The sequence below is a fragment of the Pseudomonas frigoris genome (genome assembly GCF_047758635.1).
GTDB classification, from domain to species: Bacteria; Pseudomonadota; Gammaproteobacteria; order Pseudomonadales; family Pseudomonadaceae; genus Aquipseudomonas; species Aquipseudomonas frigoris.
The window spans coordinates 549,666-565,678 of record NZ_CP180479.1; the positions used below are offsets into that span (position 1 = coordinate 549,666).

Annotated in this window: 18 protein-coding genes; 10 read left to right on the forward strand and 8 right to left on the reverse strand. The window is 59.7% G+C overall.

The features are described from left to right. From hisB to ACMXYH_RS02625, 6 genes are all read left to right on the forward strand, one after another. Complete coding sequence (hisB, locus tag ACMXYH_RS02600; protein ID WP_129439274.1) at positions 1-594, forward strand: imidazoleglycerol-phosphate dehydratase HisB; 594 nt, start codon at positions 1-3, stop codon at positions 592-594. Then, positions 594-1,232 (forward strand): imidazole glycerol phosphate synthase subunit HisH, encoded by a 639-nt coding sequence (hisH, locus tag ACMXYH_RS02605; protein ID WP_076028989.1) that lies wholly within the window; start codon positions 594-596, stop codon positions 1,230-1,232. The genes hisB and hisH overlap by 1 nt, the downstream gene beginning before the upstream one ends. After that, the gene (locus tag ACMXYH_RS02610; RefSeq protein WP_054616495.1) at positions 1,233-1,493 is read left to right on the forward strand and encodes a DUF2164 domain-containing protein; all 261 of its coding nucleotides are present in this window, start codon (positions 1,233-1,235) and stop codon (positions 1,491-1,493) included. 42 nt (positions 1,494-1,535) lie between these two features. Further along, entirely contained in the window at positions 1,536-2,273 is a 738-nt protein-coding gene (hisA, locus tag ACMXYH_RS02615; RefSeq protein ID WP_415766215.1) for a 1-(5-phosphoribosyl)-5-[(5-phosphoribosylamino)methylideneamino]imidazole-4-carboxamide isomerase, read from the forward strand. A gap of 9 nt (positions 2,274-2,282) precedes the next feature. After that, positions 2,283-3,053 (forward strand): imidazole glycerol phosphate synthase subunit HisF, encoded by a 771-nt coding sequence (gene hisF, locus ACMXYH_RS02620; RefSeq protein WP_121731627.1) that lies wholly within the window; start codon positions 2,283-2,285, stop codon positions 3,051-3,053. 78 nt (positions 3,054-3,131) lie between these two features. After that, on the forward strand, positions 3,132-3,887 hold the full coding sequence (locus ACMXYH_RS02625; RefSeq protein WP_129439270.1) for a substrate-binding periplasmic protein: 756 nt from the start codon (positions 3,132-3,134) through the stop codon (positions 3,885-3,887). Positions 3,888-3,890: 3 nt separating this feature from the next. On the opposite strand, the gene ACMXYH_RS02630 is transcribed toward ACMXYH_RS02625, so the two are convergent. The 5 genes from ACMXYH_RS02630 to gpmI all read right to left on the reverse strand — a co-directional run bounded on the left by ACMXYH_RS02630 (position 3,891) and on the right by gpmI (position 10,444). After that, positions 3,891-5,132 (reverse strand): trypsin-like serine peptidase, encoded by a 1,242-nt coding sequence (locus ACMXYH_RS02630; RefSeq protein ID WP_415766216.1) that lies wholly within the window; start codon positions 5,130-5,132, stop codon positions 3,891-3,893. A gap of 98 nt (positions 5,133-5,230) precedes the next feature. Then, the gene (locus tag ACMXYH_RS02635) at positions 5,231-6,022 is read right to left on the reverse strand and encodes a divergent polysaccharide deacetylase family protein (RefSeq protein ID WP_415766217.1); all 792 of its coding nucleotides are present in this window, start codon (positions 6,020-6,022) and stop codon (positions 5,231-5,233) included. A 1-nt stretch (position 6,023) separates the two neighbouring features. After that, positions 6,024-7,343 (reverse strand): S41 family peptidase, encoded by a 1,320-nt coding sequence (locus ACMXYH_RS02640; protein WP_129445084.1) that lies wholly within the window; start codon positions 7,341-7,343, stop codon positions 6,024-6,026. A 31-nt stretch (positions 7,344-7,374) separates the two neighbouring features. Further along, positions 7,375-8,673, reverse strand: a complete 1,299-nt coding sequence (locus ACMXYH_RS02645) for a murein hydrolase activator EnvC family protein (RefSeq protein WP_056745475.1) — start codon at positions 8,671-8,673, stop codon at positions 7,375-7,377. Positions 8,674-8,914: 241 nt separating this feature from the next. Beyond that, positions 8,915-10,444 carry a 2,3-bisphosphoglycerate-independent phosphoglycerate mutase gene (gene gpmI / locus ACMXYH_RS02650; RefSeq protein WP_134419600.1) on the reverse strand — a complete coding sequence of 510 codons (1,530 nt, stop codon included), beginning with the start codon at positions 10,442-10,444 and terminating at the stop codon, positions 8,915-8,917. A gap of 153 nt (positions 10,445-10,597) precedes the next feature. On the opposite strand from gpmI, the gene ACMXYH_RS02655 reads away from it, so the two are divergent. The 3 genes from ACMXYH_RS02655 to secB are packed head-to-tail and all read left to right on the forward strand — an operon-like array spanning position 10,598 to position 11,800. Beyond that, positions 10,598-11,011, forward strand: a complete 414-nt coding sequence (locus ACMXYH_RS02655) for a rhodanese-like domain-containing protein (protein WP_008149429.1) — start codon at positions 10,598-10,600, stop codon at positions 11,009-11,011. A gap of 1 nt (position 11,012) precedes the next feature. Next, on the forward strand, positions 11,013-11,267 hold the full coding sequence (gene grxC / locus ACMXYH_RS02660; RefSeq protein WP_415766218.1) for a glutaredoxin 3: 255 nt from the start codon (positions 11,013-11,015) through the stop codon (positions 11,265-11,267). 41 nt (positions 11,268-11,308) lie between these two features. Further along, positions 11,309-11,800: a protein-export chaperone SecB gene (gene secB, locus ACMXYH_RS02665; RefSeq protein ID WP_027922165.1), complete on the forward strand. Its 492-nt coding sequence runs from the start codon at positions 11,309-11,311 to the stop codon at positions 11,798-11,800. Positions 11,801-11,931: 131 nt separating this feature from the next. Here secB and ACMXYH_RS02670 read toward each other — a convergent pair whose 3' ends face one another. Beyond that, the gene (locus ACMXYH_RS02670; protein ID WP_415766219.1) at positions 11,932-12,387 is read right to left on the reverse strand and encodes a tRNA (cytidine(34)-2'-O)-methyltransferase; all 456 of its coding nucleotides are present in this window, start codon (positions 12,385-12,387) and stop codon (positions 11,932-11,934) included. Here ACMXYH_RS02670 and ACMXYH_RS02675 point away from each other — a divergent pair. Then, entirely contained in the window at positions 12,386-12,826 is a 441-nt protein-coding gene (locus ACMXYH_RS02675; protein WP_046052179.1) for a hypothetical protein, read from the forward strand. The two genes, ACMXYH_RS02670 and ACMXYH_RS02675, sit on opposite strands and share 2 nt — an antisense overlap. 551 nt (positions 12,827-13,377) lie before the next feature. Here ACMXYH_RS02675 and ntrC read toward each other — a convergent pair. Further along, positions 13,378-14,814, reverse strand: coding sequence for a nitrogen regulation protein NR(I) (gene ntrC, locus ACMXYH_RS02680; protein WP_046052178.1), 1,437 nt, complete (start codon positions 14,812-14,814; stop codon positions 13,378-13,380). Continuing rightward, positions 14,811-15,896, reverse strand: a complete 1,086-nt coding sequence (gene glnL, locus ACMXYH_RS02685; protein WP_415766220.1) for a nitrogen regulation protein NR(II) — start codon at positions 15,894-15,896, stop codon at positions 14,811-14,813. Before glnL ends, ntrC begins: the two co-directional genes overlap by 4 nt. Positions 15,897-16,013: the final 117 nt, after the last annotated feature.

Sequence of the window (16,013 nt, forward strand, 5' to 3'; positions counted from 1 at the left end):
ATGGCCGAACGTAAGGCGTCAGTCGAGCGCGACACTCTGGAAACCCAGATCAAAGCCTCGATCAACCTGGATGGCACCGGAAAGGCCCGATTTGATATCGGTGTTCCTTTTCTTGAGCACATGCTGGACCAGATCGCCCGTCACGGGCTGATCGACCTGGATATTGTCAGCAAGGGCGACCTGCATATCGACGACCACCACACGGTGGAAGACGTCGGTATCACCCTGGGTCAGGCCTTCACCAAAGCCATCGGCGACAAAAAAGGCATCCGTCGCTACGGCCATGCCTACGTGCCGCTCGATGAAGCGCTGTCGCGCGTGGTGATCGACTTCTCCGGCCGTCCTGGCCTGCAGATGCATGTTCCTTATACCCGCGCCACCGTCGGCGGTTTCGACGTTGACCTGTTCCAGGAATTCTTCCAGGGCTTCGTCAACCACGCCAACGTCAGCCTGCACATCGACAATCTGCGTGGGCACAACACCCACCACCAGATCGAGACCGTGTTCAAGGCTTTCGGCCGCGCACTGCGCATGGCTGTAGAGCTCGATGACCGCATGGCCGGTCAGATGCCGTCGACCAAAGGCGTTCTGTAATGCAGACGGTCGCGGTTATCGATTACGGCATGGGCAACCTGCACTCGGTGGCCAAGGCCCTCGAGCACGTCGGTGCCGGCAAGGTCTTGATCACCAGTGATGCCGACGTGATTCGCGAAGCCGACCGGGTGGTATTTCCCGGTGTCGGCGCGATTCGCGATTGCATGGCGGAGATCCGTCGCCTGGGCTTCGATTCGCTGGTGCGCGAAGTCAGCCAGGACCGCCCGTTCCTCGGCATCTGCGTCGGCATGCAAGCCTTGCTCGACAGCAGTGAAGAGAACGACGGCGTCGACTGCATCGGCCTGTTTCCGGGCGCGGTGAAGTTCTTTGGCAAAGACCTGCACGAAGATGGCGAACACCTGAAAGTCCCGCACATGGGCTGGAACGAAGTGAAGCAGACGGTCACACATCCGCTGTGGCACAACATTCCGGACCTGGCGCGTTTCTACTTCGTGCACAGCTACTACATCGCTGCCGGCAACCCGCGGCAAGTGGTGGGTGGCGGTCACTACGGTGTCGATTTCGCCGCGGCGCTGGCCGATGGCTCGCGTTTCGCCGTGCAGTTCCACCCGGAGAAGAGCCATACCCATGGCCTGCAATTGCTGCAGAACTTCGCCGCGTGGGATGGTCGCTGGTAAATGGCCGTCAAGAAATCCAAACCGCCGATCCTGACCCTCACTCCTGAACAGGAGAACGAGGCCAATCACAAGATCAAGCGCTTTATGGAAGATCGCTTCGAGCTGGACCTGGGTTCGTTCGAAGCGGCTGAAATCCTTGAGCTGTTTACCCGTGAAATTGCGCCGCACTATTACAACAGGGCGATTTTCGATGTGCAGACGCACCTCAAAGAGAGGTTCGAAAGCATCGAAAGCGACTTGTGGGCGCTCGAGAAAAACTGATTTTCGAGCGAAGCTGAACAATCGAATTTGAAGGTTTGCCAGATGCTGATTATTCCCGCTATCGATCTTAAAGACGGTGCCTGTGTTCGTCTGCGCCAGGGCCGCATGGAAGATTCCACGGTGTTCTCCGATGACCCGGTGAGCATGGCTGCCAAGTGGGTGGAGGGCGGTTGCCGTCGTCTGCATCTGGTCGACCTGAACGGCGCCTTCGAAGGCCAGCCGGTCAACGGCGAAGTGGTCACCGCCATCGCCAAGCGCTACCCGAACCTTCCGATCCAGATCGGCGGCGGTATCCGCTCTCTGGAAACCATCGAACACTACGTGAAAGCGGGCGTGAGCTACGTGATCATCGGCACCAAAGCCGTGAAAGATCCGGCTTTCGTTGCTGAAGCTTGCCGCGCGTTCCCGGGCAAAGTGATCGTCGGTCTGGATGCCAAAGACGGTTTTGTCGCCACTGACGGCTGGGCTGAAATCAGCACCATTCAGGTGATCGACCTGGCCAAGCAATTCGAAGCCGACGGCGTGTCCGCGATCGTTTATACCGACATCGCCAAAGACGGCATGATGCAGGGCTGCAACGTTTCGTACACCGCTGCCCTGGCCGCTGCGACGAAGATTCCGGTCATCGCTTCGGGCGGTATCCACAATCTGGGTGACATCAAGTCGCTGCTCGACGCCAGGGCGCCAGGCATCATCGGCGCCATCACTGGCCGGGCGATCTACGAAGGCACTCTCGATGTCGCTGAAGCGCAAGCTTTCTGCGATTCGTACAAAGGCTGAGGACTGACCATGGCGCTGGCCAAACGCATCATCCCTTGCCTGGACGTGGATAACGGCCGGGTGGTCAAGGGCGTCAAGTTCGAGAACATCCGCGATGCTGGTGACCCGGTGGAAATCGCCCGTCGCTACGACGAGCAGGGTGCCGACGAGATTACTTTTCTCGACATCACCGCCAGCGTCGATGGCCGCGACACCACGCTGCATACCGTCGAGCGCATGGCCAGCCAGGTGTTCATCCCGCTGACCGTGGGTGGCGGTGTGCGTACCGTGCAGGACATTCGCAATCTGCTGAATGCTGGCGCGGACAAGGTTTCGATCAACACTGCTGCGGTATTCAACCCTGAGTTTGTTGGTGAAGCGGCTCAGCATTTCGGTTCGCAGTGCATCGTCGTTGCCATCGACGCGAAGAAGGTTTCGCTGCCGGGCGAAACCCCGCGCTGGGAAATCTTCACCCACGGCGGTCGCAAGCCTACCGGTCTCGACGCCGTTGAATGGGCGAAGAAGATGGAAGGCCTCGGTGCCGGTGAAATCCTGCTGACCAGCATGGACCAGGACGGCATGAAAAACGGCTTCGACCTGGGCGTCACCCGCGCCATCAGCGATGCGCTGGGGATTCCGGTAATCGCGTCCGGCGGCGTCGGCAACCTGCAGCATTTGGCCGACGGCATTATCGAAGGCCACGCCAGCGCCGTATTGGCGGCGAGTATTTTCCACTTCGGCGAATACACCGTGCAGGAAGCCAAGGCCTACATGGCTCATCGCGGCATCGTGATGCGCTAAACAAACCGATACAGGCCAGTGGACATCATGGCGGGCTCAGGGCACTCTTGGGTACGCCATGGATTTCGGTAGCCAGACATGCTTAGACGCCTTCTTCTTGCCCTCGCCGGTGCTTCTCTATTGCTCGTCAATGGGGCGCATGCCGCAGAAAATCCCGACACCGGTCTGGTGTTGCTGACTGAAAATTTCCCCCCGTACAACATGGCGAAGAACGGCAAGAACTTCGCTCAGGACGAGAACATCAACGGCATCGCGGTGGACATCGTCCGCGAAATGTTCAAACGTGCCGAAGTCACCTACAGCCTGACGCTGCGTTTCCCTTGGGAGCGAATCTACAAACTCGCCCTGGAGAAGCCCGGTTACGGCGTATTTGTGATGGCGCGGTTGCCGGACCGCGAGAACCTGTTCAAGTGGGTTGGCCCGATCGGGCCGGATGACTGGATCATGCTGGCCAAGGCCGATAGCAAGATCAGCCTTGAGTCGTTGGAGCAGGCGCGCAAATACAAGATTGGTGCGTATAAAGGCGATGCGATTGCCGAGACGTTGGCCAAGCAGGGATTGAAGCCGATAGTCGTGCTGCGGGATCAGGACAACGCGAAGAAGCTGGTCAATGGCCAGATTGATCTGTGGGCCACGGGTGATCCGGCCGGACGTTACCTGGCTCGCCAGGACGGTGTGACCGGGCTCAAGACCGTGCTGCGATTTAACAGTGCCGAGTTGTACCTGGCATTGAACAAGGACGTGCCGGATGACGTCGTCGCCAAGCTTCAGGCAGCGCTGGATCAGCTGCGCAAGGAAGGCGTGGTGGACGACATCATGGCGAAGTATCTGTAACCATCACTTCGATACAACCTGAGACGGAGCCGGCGTCGCGCTCAAGTACACGGCACTTGTAAACACGTTATTCAACATCGCCCTTGTCAGCTGCAGTTCCCCTGAGGCGACGCCGATAATGCACAGTGCATGTGCGCCGCTTTGTGGCCCGATTTCAGTATTGATGTAAGCATCTTCAGCGCTGATGGCGGCGCTGTAATTGTCGGAAACTTTGCAGTCCCTGGCGTTATGGACCGTTTTGTAGCGATAGAAGGGCGCCTCGAGGGAGAACCTGAAGTCCCACGTAGGCAATACGATCTGCTCATCCGCGTTTTGCGTTCTATGAACGTATGACTTGAGCTTCCAGGGCTCCGTGACAGTCAGCTCGACCGGCTCCAACGAACAGTTCGCCCCATCGCTGGTGAAGACACTGTCAATAAAGCAGTTGTGCAGAAAGTTGGCAGAGTAGCTGTAGTTGAAACGGGCGGCCTTGCAAGACGTCGAGTGCTCACAATCTGGCGGCGCTGGGGTATTGCGCGAGATCACGACTTTACTGACGATGCCGGTGATTTCATTGGTGCGGCGGTTCAGCATCGGGCTGCCGGAGCTGCCACCGTGAAGGTCGCAGTTGTTTTTCATGGCCAAAGGGAACACCCCGGGGTGATCGATGAACGTTCCGGCGGTTTGTTCAGCGCAGGCACTCAGTCGAAGCCCTTGTTCGGTAAAGCCGCCCGGCGCGCCAATGTTAAGCGCATCATGACTCTCGTTGGTTTGATGGGGCGCCAGCTTGAGCGGGTTGACCCCGGCCTGTATCAGCGACGCCAATGTTGCGTCGACCTCCAGTACTGCAAGATCGGTCCCGACCAGACTGCTCCATCGGGCAGTCCGGATGGCGTATCGGCGCTTACGCTGTGGCATGTCATGAAAGTAGTGGAAGGTGACGTTGGCTTTAAAAGGCAGATTGGTCCGCGCCGAACCGTACTGAAACAACACGCAATGACCGCTGGTGAGCAGGTAAGCAGGGCCGGTGGCTCGGCCTTGCCTGTTTCGCGTATCCAGTAGAACGGCGCTGCAGGTCAAGCCTGATTGGAGATTGAGTCGTCCCACGCCGCTCCAGAGTTCATAAAGATGTTCGCTGTTTTGCAGTGCCCTTGACGGTGAGTCGTTGACGGCGCCTTCGCCCAGATCGCGGGCCTGCACTGCGGAAATAGCCAGCAGGCCAATCAGGCCTGCGAAGCAAAAGAAGCTAAGGTATTTCATGTCCATTCCTTGGTGATGAAATTCAGTGTGAGCGCTATCGTGGCACGCGGCGGTGTACCGGCAGGTATAAATAGTTATCGCGAAATGGAGTGGGCTGCGAGGAATTATCGGGCGGTCGGGAGGCGGTACTGGCCATCCTTGCCGTGCGCTGCCGTTGCACGATTGCCGCGCACGCTGATCATCTGTTTGATGTCGATCCAGTCAATGCCCTGAGCCTTGAGCTTGGGTAATTCACGTTCAAGTACCGCTAATGTCTGCGGATACGGATGCCCGATCATCACCGCAGAACCCTGTTTGCGCGCCAGGGTGATAGCCGTCTGTAGCTGAGTAAAGATCGCGGCTTCAGTGGGCTCGTCATCCAGGAACACATCCCGCGAAACGCTCGCCAAACCAATCTTCTGCGCCTCGGCGGCCGCCACGGTTTGTGCACTGGTGCGGCTGTCGACGAAGAACTTGTGTCGGCGCTGCAAGTCGGCCATCAACCAGGACATGGCGGCTGGCTGAGAGGTCATGCGGCTGCCCATGTGGTTGTTGATGCCAGCGGTGTACGGCACAGCCTGTAACGCCGCGTTCAGGCGCTTTTCGAGTTCTTCTATGGGCAACTCGGGATGCCAGGCAAACGGCCCGGTGGCCGGGTCCATCGGCATGTGCAGGATGACGATCTTGCCGGCGCGGTGAGCTTCGCGGGCGAATTCGGTGGCGTGGGGTGTGTCGGGCATGATCGCCGTGGTGACGGGGCCGGGCAGGGCCAACACGCGGCGATCCCGGGGCAGGTTCTGCCCCAGGTCATCGATGATCAGGCTTAGATAGGCCGTTTGAGGCGTCGTCGCGACGGGCGCTGCATGAGCAACACCCGCCAGACAGCACAGCAAGCCGAGGATGAACCGCAGGCGCATCTCAGCGGCCGGAGGTGATGCTCAACCCTTTGAGCAGGCTCAGGGCCTGGGCCAACTGGTAGTCGTCATCCTGCGGCATCGCCTTGGCTTTGCCACTGGAGCTGGTCGGTTTGTCGGCGCCGCCGTTGCCATTGCCCAGGTGACCTTGCAGATCGGCTTCCTTGAAGTACTCGCCGTCCTGCTCGTTGGTGATCTTGGCCTTGCGCACTTCGATGTCCGGGACGATGCCCTGAGCCTGGATCGAGCGGCCGTTCGGCGTGTAATACAGCGCCGTGGTGATCTTCAGTGCGCGGTCGTTGTTCAGCGGCAGCACGGTTTGTACCGAGCCTTTGCCGAAACTGGTGGTGCCCATGACCACCGCGCGTTTCTGATCCTGCAAGGCGCCGGCGACAATTTCCGAGGCCGAGGCGCTGCCGCCGTTGATCAGCGCGACCATTGGCACGGCTTCGCTTTCGTCCTTGCCGGTGGCGGAGAAGCGCAGTTCGGAGTTGGCAATACGGCCCTTGGTGTAAACGATCAGGCCCTTGGTGATGAAGTGGTCGACCACTTCAACCGCCGCTTGCAGCACGCCGCCCGGGTTGTTACGCAGGTCGAGGATGATGCCTTTGAGCTTCTTGCCGTTGTCCTTGCGCAGCTTGGCCAGGGCCTTGGAGACCTCTTCGCCGGTCTTGACCTGGAACTGGGTGATGCGGATGTAGCCGTAGCCGGACTCCAGCAGCTGGCTCTTCACGCTCTTCACTTGAATGATGGCGCGGGCCAGGGTTACGTCGAACGGCGTGCCGCCGTCGCGCACCAGGGTCAGGGTGATTTTCTGGCCGATCTTGCCGCGCATCTTGTCCACGGCTTCGGTCATGCTCTGGCCGCGGGTCGGCTGGCCGTTGATCTTGACGATGAAGTCGCCGGCCTGAATGCCAGCCTTGGAGGCCGGGGTGTCATCGATCGGCGAAACCACCTTGATGAAACCATCTTCAGCGCCAACTTCGATGCCCAGGCCGCCGAATTCGCCGCTGGTGCTTTCCTGCAACTCAGCGAAGTCTTCCGGGCCCAGGTAGGCGGAGTGCGGGTCGAGGTTGCTGAGCATGCCTTTGATGGCGTTTTCCAGCAGGGTCTTGTCGTCCACCGGTTCGACATACGCGGCCTTGATCCGATCCATGACCTCGGCAAAGGTGCGCAACTCTTCCAGCGGCAATGGCGCCTTGGTGGTCGCAGCAGTGCCCGCAGGCGCGACTGCCGGGGCCGGTTGAGCGGCAAATGCCAGAGGCGCGCCGATCACCAGGGCGATCGTCAGGGCCAGCGAGGTAAGGCGGGACAAATGCAGCATGTCGAACGAACTCCTGAAGTAGATGGCGTACTTATCCTTGCGCACGACACCATTGCGCCGGATCACTCGGGTGACCCTGCTGACGAATAGCGAAATACAGCGCTGGTGTGTCCTGCCCGCCACTGCTACCCACAGTGGAGATGGACTCACCGGCTTTAACCACGTCACCCGCAGACTTGAGCAGCGTCTGGTTGTGACCATAAAGACTCAAAAAACCGTTGCCGTGGTCGAGAATCACCAGCAGCCCGGCGCCTCGCAACCAGTCGGCGAACACCACGCGACCGCCATGCACGGCGTGCACCTGGCTGCCGGCGGAGGCGCTGATCATCACGCCGTCCCACTTGGTGCGGGCGTCGTCGCCACGGGTTTCGCCAAAGCGTGCCAGCAGTCGACCATCAACTGGCCAGGGAAGTTTTCCCCGGCTTGAAGCAAAGGGGCCACCAAAGGTCTCGCCTGAACTTGAAACCAGTGCGCCGGGTGTCGATTTAACGGGTTTGCGTGGGGCGTCAGTGGCGTCTGCATCTGCTGCAGCCTGAGCCTCACGTAAACGCTTTTTTTCGGCTTCCTGCTGGGCGATCAGCGCTTTTTGCCGCGCTTCTTCTGCCTCACGGGCCTGACGGGCCAGGGTTTCTTCAATGGTTTTAAGGACTTTAGACAGGTCTGCCTGATCCTGCTCGCGGGCTGCCAGCTTCTGATCGCGGGCCTTCACGTCGTCGCTGAGCTTGGCCAGGACTTGCTGGCGCTCCTTGCGGACTTTGTCGAGTTCGTCGCGCTGGCTGTCGAGGCTGCTTTTCTGCACCAGCAATTGCGCCTGTTGCATGGCGATGTCTTTTTCGACATTAGCCAGTTGGCGCAGGGTTTCGTTGAAATTCTTCAGCTGCTCCAGGCGGGCCTGGCTCAGGTAGTCGTAATAGGTGAGGGTGCGGGCGAATTTTTCCGGGTTCTGCTGGTTGAGCAGCAGCTTCAAGTACTCCTGACGGCCGTTCTGATAGGCCGCGCGGGCCTGAATGGCGATCAGTCGCTGCTGTTCAATCCGCGCGCTCTGGAGTTTTTTTTTCTCGGCATCGAGTCGCTGCAGCTCGGATTCGCTTTTCTTCAGCTCTTTTTGCAGGGCGTCGACCTGCTTCTCGAGCTTGCCCATCTCGGTCTCGGTGCCTTTGAGGTCTTTTTGCACACCGGATTTTTCTTCCTGGAGCTTGCCCAGCAGTTTTTTCAGCTCGGCAATGTCCTGACGCGTGGCGTCCAACTGTTGTTGGGTTTGCGCGCGCTCGTCAGCAAAGGCCGGTTGGAGCAGGCATGTCAGAGCAAGGGCTATCAGGACGCGAAGCATAGAGGCGGGCGACACCAGGGAAAGGGACGGCCTAGTATGCCCGCCAAGCGCTGCAAAAAAAACGCCCAATTGGGGCTGTGTGATAACCGGAGCAGAGTTACCTCTGAAAACACTCCAAAACCAATGTGGGAGCGAGCTTGCTCGCGATGGCGCCATAACATTCAACGTAGATGTTGACTGTCAGATTGCTATCGCGAGCAAGCTCGCTCCCACAGGGTTTAGCGGCGTTTGTTAGGCCGGATTACACCAGAATCGACGTGCCGGTCATCTCAGCTGGTTTCTCAAGATCCATCAACATCAGCATGGTCGGTGCCACATCCGCCAGCACGCCGCCGTCGCGAACCTTGAAGTCACGCTTGCCAACATAGATGAACGGCACCGGTTCGGTGGTGTGGGCGGTATGTGCCTGGCCGGTGGATTCGTCGGCCATTTGCTCGACGTTGCCGTGGTCGGCAGTAATCAGCGCTTCACCGCCGACTTTTTCCAGGGCATCGACGATGCGGCCAACACACAGGTCGAGGCATTCAACGGCCTTAACGGCTGCGTCGAACACGCCGCTGTGGCCGACCATGTCGCCGTTGGCGTAGTTGACCACGATCACGTCGTAACGCTGGTTTTCGATGGCATCGACGATGCGGTCGGTGACTTCCGGGGCGCTCATCTCGGGCTGCAAGTCATAGGTGGCGACTTTTGGCGACGGGATCAGGATGCGTTCTTCGCCCGGGAACGGTTCTTCACGGCCGCCGGAGAAGAAGAAGGTCACGTGGGCATACTTCTCGGTTTCGGCGATGCGCAGCTGGGTCTTGCCATTTTTCGCCAGGTAGTCGCCCAGCACATTATCCAGGCTGCCCGCGGCGAAGGCCGATGGTGCAGGAATGCTGGCGGCGTACTGGGTCAGCATGACGAAGCCGGCCAGTTTCGGCTGGCGGGCACGTTCGAATTCCTTGAAATCGTCTTCGACGAACACGCGGGTCAGTTCACGGGCGCGGTCGGCGCGAAAGTTCATGAACACCACGGCGTCGCCGTCTTCGACTTTCACCGGCTCGCCGATGGAAGTGGCTTTGACGAATTCGTCGCTCTCGCCACGTTCATACGCGGCTTGCAGGCCTTCCTGTGCGGTGGCAGCGTTGAATTCGCCGTTGCCGTCGACAATCAGGTTGTAAGCCTGGGATACGCGGTCCCAACGGTTGTCGCGGTCCATGGCGAAGTAACGGCCAACAATGCTGGCGATCCGGCCTTTGCCGAGGGCCTGGAAGGCCGCATCCAGCAGTTCGATGGACGACTGGGCGCTTTTCGGGGGTGTGTCGCGACCATCAAGGAAGGCGTGCAGATAGATTTTTTCGGCGCCGCGCTTGAAAGCCAGTTCAGCCATGGCAACCAGGTGATCCTGGTGGCTGTGAACGCCGCCATCGGACAGCAGGCCCATGAAGTGCACGGCTTTGCCGGCAGCGACGGCTTTATCGACAGCGGCGCAGATGGTCGGGTTCTCGAAGAACTCGCCGTCGCGGATCGATTTGGTCACGCGTGTGAAGTCTTGATACACCACGCGGCCGGCGCCGAGGTTCATGTGGCCGACTTCGGAGTTGCCCATCTGGCCGTCCGGCAGGCCGACGTCCATGCCGCTGCCCGAGATCAGGCCGTTCGGCACGGTGGCCCACAGACGGTCCAGTACGGGCTTCTTCGCCGCAAAGATGGCGTTGGATTCAGGGCTCTCACTGTGACCGAAGCCGTCGAGAATAATCAGGACCAAAGGTTTAGGCGTGGTAGTCATGGATTCCACTCGTGGCTGAGTTAAAAGAGGGCGATGGAAAAGGGAGTGGCAGTTTAAAGCTAAGTTCCGACGGCGTCACCGCCGGACGGGGTTTGGCCCACCATAGTGGCTGTGTATACTGGCCGACATTTTAACGCCCTGGAACCTCCTTCGATGGTTGCTCACCTGATTGAATTTGCCACTAACCACTATCTGCTCGTCGGTATCTTCGTCGTACTGCTGGCGTTGCTGATCGCTTATCAGATGCAAGGCGGCGGTCGCAGCCTGAGCACCGGTGAACTGACCGGACTGGTCAACAAGGACGCGGGCGTTGTGATCGACATCCGTTCGACCAAGGACTTCGCCGCCGGTCACATTGTTGGCGCGGTGAACATTCCTCACGACAAACTGACCGCTCGCGTCGGCGAACTGGAAAAGCACAAGGCCAAGACCATCATCCTGGTCGATGCCATGGGCCAGACTGCCGGCACGCATGCCCGCGAACTGATGAAGTCCGGCTTCACCGCCGCCAAGCTCTCCGGCGGTATTTCCAGCTGGAAAGGCGACAACCTGCCGCTGGTGAAGTGATATGAGCAACGTCGTCGTCTATTCCAGCGATTACTGCCCTTACTGTTCGCGAGCCAAGTACCTGCTCGAGAACAAAGGCGTGACCTTCGAAGAGATCAAGGTCGATGGCAAGCCGCAGGTGCGTGCCGCCATGGCTCAGAAGGCCGGACGTACGTCCGTGCCGCAGATCTGGATCGGCAGCACCCACGTGGGTGGTTGTGATGATTTGTTCGCCCTTGAGCGCGCCGGCAAGCTCGACGCCATGCTCAAGGCCTGAATGCCTTCCCTATAAGACCCCAAGATCAGAAAGGATCTGAGATGACTGACCAACAGAACACTGCAGCTAGCGAAGAAGAAACCGCACCGCAATTCTCCTTGCAGCGCATCTACGTACGTGACTTGTCCTTCGAAGCCCCGAAAAGCCCGGCCATCTTCCGCCAGCAGTGGGAACCGAGCGTCGGTCTAGATCTGAACACCCGTCAAAAGGCTCTGGAAGGCGACTTCCACGAAGTCGTGCTGACCTTGTCCGTGACCGTGAAAAACGGTGAAAACGGCGAAGTGGCGTTCATCGCTGAAGTGCAACAGGCCGGGATCTTCCTGATCAAGAACCTCGACGACGCTTCGATGAGCCACACCCTCGGCGCGTTCTGCCCGAACATCCTGTTCCCGTACGCTCGCGAGACCCTGGACAGCCTGGTCACCCGTGGCTCCTTCCCGGCCCTGATGCTGGCCCCGGTGAACTTCGACGCGCTGTACGCACAAGAACTGCAACGCATGCAGGCTGCGGGCGAAACCCCAACCGTGCAATAAGCGGTCTGAGCGTCGAAGCAAGTCCAATGTGGGAGCGGGCTTGCTCGCGAAAGCGGTTGATCATTCAACATTGATGTTGACTGACACGACGCCTTCGCGAGCAAGCCCGCTCCCACATTTGTTATGCGGTGTTATTTAAAACCGAGCTGGCGCCAGCCTTCGTAGACGGCGACCGCCACGGTGTTCGACAGGTTCAGGCTGCGGCAGCCTTCACGCATCGGCAGGCGCAGGCGCTGTTCGCCGGGCAGGGCATCGAGTACTTCCGCCGGCAAACCACGGCTTTCCGGGCCGAACAGGAATGCATCGCCCTCGGCGAAGCGGGCATCGTGGAACGGCCGCGAGCCCTTGGTGGTGAAGGCGAACAGCCGAGGATGACCGAGGCTTTCCAGACAGCTGGCGAGGTCTGCGTGGCGTTGCAGGGTGGCATACTCGTGGTAATCGAGGCCGGCCCGGCGCAGACGCTTGTCGTCCATCTCGAAGCCCAGCGGTTCGATCAAATGCAGGTGGCAGCCACTGTTGGCGCACAGCCTGATAACGTTGCCGGTATTCGGCGGAATTTCTGGTTGGAAAAGGATGACGTGAAACATGCACGGCTCCGAAGGTAAAGATGAGCGGCATTCTACGCCTGAAGCGGACCCGCGTTCGAAGCTATTCCCGCGAGTGATGGCTTCGCTGGCGATTGTCGGGGTGATGGTAGGGCTGATGATCGGTCGCCTGACCACGCCCGACCCCAGTGAATTGCAGCAGGTCGAGGTGACGAACGACGGGTTGGTGGTGTGGTTCAACAACGAACCCAAGGCTCACGGCGAGTTCGTCGACGGTAGCCTCGCGTTGCTGTTCGAGGCTGAAGGCAAGGCGCAGAAAGGTCAGCTCAAAATCAACGACAAGAGCGTGAACTGGCGCGTGCGTTTGAGTGATGGGGGGTTGTTGCTGACGGTGGTGGCGGCTCGGCCACTGCAGGGCGAGTGGGCCGGTAGCGAGGTCGATGACCGCTGGCGGCTGGAGATCCATCTCCGAGAGCAATAAAAGAGGGAATCCCCGGCCTGCCTGTACCAAGGTCCCCAAAACGGGAGGGCTCGCGCATTGCGTCGTGAGCCCGGTGTAAAGAAGGAACCCCTGACCTGCCTGTATCAAGGGCCCCAAAACTGCTTGGGCTCGTCGCAAGTGCGGTGTGAGCCCGATGTAAAGAGGGGAATCCCCGGCCTGCCTGTACCAAGGTCCCCGAAACCGGGTAGTGAACTGAATCACTGAATGGACTATTGCAGGGGGCGTGCCAGGTTTTAACAAGTTGAAACAGAATGTCGCGCAGAAACGTCGAAAGCCCCGTATTCCGGGGCTTTCGTGTTTTTTCGATAGGGGTTCGATTGCGAAAGCCGGCGGGATTTCGGATCTGTTGCCGTGCGCGATTGCGGTTCACGGTGCATTCAGTCGGTGCACGATGGCCCCAAAAGCATCGCGAGCAAGCTCGCTCCCACAGGGTTCAGGGGGTTCACTCAATCGTGAAAACACTGAAATCCACTGTGGGAGCGAGCTTGCTCGCGATTGGATGTAACTGTCGGCGAAGAGCTAAAGGCTGCTTAGCCTTCTTCCCCTTCATCATCATCCCCACCATCAACCTTCATCCCCAATTCCTTGATCTTGCGAGTCAGGGTATTACGCCCCCAGCCCAGCAAAACGGCGGCATCGCGGCGGCGGCCGGCGGTGTGTTTGAGGGCAGTTTCGATCATGATCCGCTCGAACGCCGGTACAGCGCTGTCCAGCAGGCTCGACTGGCCACGGGCCAACGCCTGATCAGCCCACTGGCGCAGCGCTTGCTCCCAGTTGGTCACTGGCGCCGAATCCTGCGGCAGGTTCAGCAGCTCCGGCGGCAGGTCGCTGATGTGCACTTCGCGACCCGAAGCCATCACCGTGATCCAGCGGCAGGTGTTCTCCAGCTGACGCACGTTGCCGCCCCACGGCAGGTTCTTCAGGTATTCCTCGGTTTCGCTTTTCAGCAGCTTTGGCTCCACCGCCAGTTCTTGCGCGGCGCGGCTGAGGAAGTGCTTGGCCAGGGTCGGGATGTCTTCGCGACGGTCCGACAACCGTGGAATGTGGATGCGGATCACGTTGAGGCGGTGGAACAAGTCCTCACGGAATTTCCCGGCGTGCACCAGGGTTTCCAGATTCTGGTGAGTCGCGGCGATGATTCGCACATCGACCTTCACCGGCACATGACCGCCGACGCGATAGAACTCGCCGTCCGCCAACACCCGCAGCAAGCGGGTCTGGGTGTCTGCCGGCATGTCGCCGATTTCATCGAGGAACAGCGTGCCGCCGTCAGCCTGTTCAAAACGCCCGCGTCGCAGGTTGGCCGCGCCGGTGAACGCGCCTTTCTCATGGCCGAACAGCTCGGATTCCATCAGGTCTTTCGGGATTGCCGCCATGTTCAGTGCAATGAACGGCGAAGCCGCCCGCGGACTGTGACGGTGCAGGGCATGCGCCACCAGTTCTTTACCGGTACCGGATTCACCGTTGATCAGTACAGTGATGTTGGAGTGGCTCAAGCGCCCGATGGCGCGAAACACTTCCTGCATCGCCGGTGCTTCACCGATGATTTCCGGGGTGCGGGTCAAGGCGACCGGGACTTCCAGGCCTTGCTGTTCCTGGGCGTGCTGGTTCGCGCGTTTGACCAGCGACACCGCTTCGTCGACGTCGAACGGCTTGGGCAGGTATTCAAACGCGCCGCCCTGATAGGACGCGACAGCGCTGTCCAGATCGGAGTGAGCGGTCATGATGATGACCGGCAGCCGTGGGTGTTGTTCGCGAATCCGCGCCAGAAGGTCCAGACCGCTGGCACCCGGCATACGGATGTCGGAGATGATCACGTCCGGCTGCTGGCGCGCCAGGCGACTCATCACGCCATCGGCGCTGTCGAAGCTTTGCGTGGTCATGCCTTCTTGCTGCAAGGCTTTTTCCAGGACCCAACGGATAGAACGGTCGTCATCGACGATCCACACGGTTTCACTACGGCTCATGTCGATGTGGCTCCTTGTTCCAGTGGCAGAAAGATCGAGAAGGTGGTGTGGCCTGGATGGCTGTCACATTCGATCAGGCCCTGGTGCTGGCTGATGATGTTCTGGGTAATGGCCAGGCCCAGCCCGGTACCGTCCGGACGGCCGCTGACCATGGGAAAGAAGATGGTTTCCTGCAACTCCGCGGGAATGCCCGGGCCGTTGTCGATGATTTCAATCTTGGTCACCAGGCGATGACGCACGTGGCCGATGGTGAACTGGCGCATGGCGCGGGTACGCAGGCTGATGCGGCCCAGGCGCAGCTCGTTCTGGCTGCTGATGGCCTGCATCGCATTGCGCACGATGTTCAGCACGGCCTGAATCATCTGTTCGCGGTCGATCAACACGTCGGGAATGCTTGGGTCGTAGTCGCGCACCAACGTGATGCAGCCCTGGCTTTCGGCCTCCACCAGATGACAAACGCGTTCCAGAACTTCGTGGACGTTGCACATCGCCAGTGACGGCAGCTTATTGGAACCGAGCATGCGATCGACCAGATTGCGCAGGCGGTCGGCCTCTTCAATGATCACGTTGGTGTAGTCGCGCAGGCTTTCTTCCGGCAGTTCGCGGGCGAGCAATTGCGCCGCGCCGCGAATCCCGCCGAGAGGATTCTTTATTTCGTGAGCGAGGCCGCGCACCAGCGTCTTGCTGGTTTCCTGCTTCGACAACTGCGCCTCTTCCTTGGTGATTCGCAGCAAGCGGTCACGGGGGTGGACTTCCAGCAGCAGCATCGTGGCGCCGTTGGCCAGGATCGGGGTTACCGCGTAGTCGACGGTCAGCGTCTGGCCGGTGAGGGCGGTGAGCATCGCTTCGCGCTTGGTGAACGGGTGTGCCTGCTCGACCGCCTGGCGCAGGGAGTTCAGCGCCTCGGGAGATTCGGTGAACAACTCGCTGATGAACTGCCCATGGCTACGCTGGCCGCTGATGGCCAGAAGCATCTCCGCCGCCGGGTTCATGTACTCAAGGCGCAGTTCGGCGTCGAGCAGAATGGTGGCGGTGGTCAGGTTGTCGAGTAGCAATCGATGCAGTGCGTCGCTAATGGTCATCAGGACCTCTTTTGGAGCAGGGCGCGCGCATGAATAAAGCGCTGATACGAGGAAAATGCAAAAACCAAACCAAGGCTCCGAAAAGAAGCGTTTAAGGCCTGAAACGGGCGTTTGACG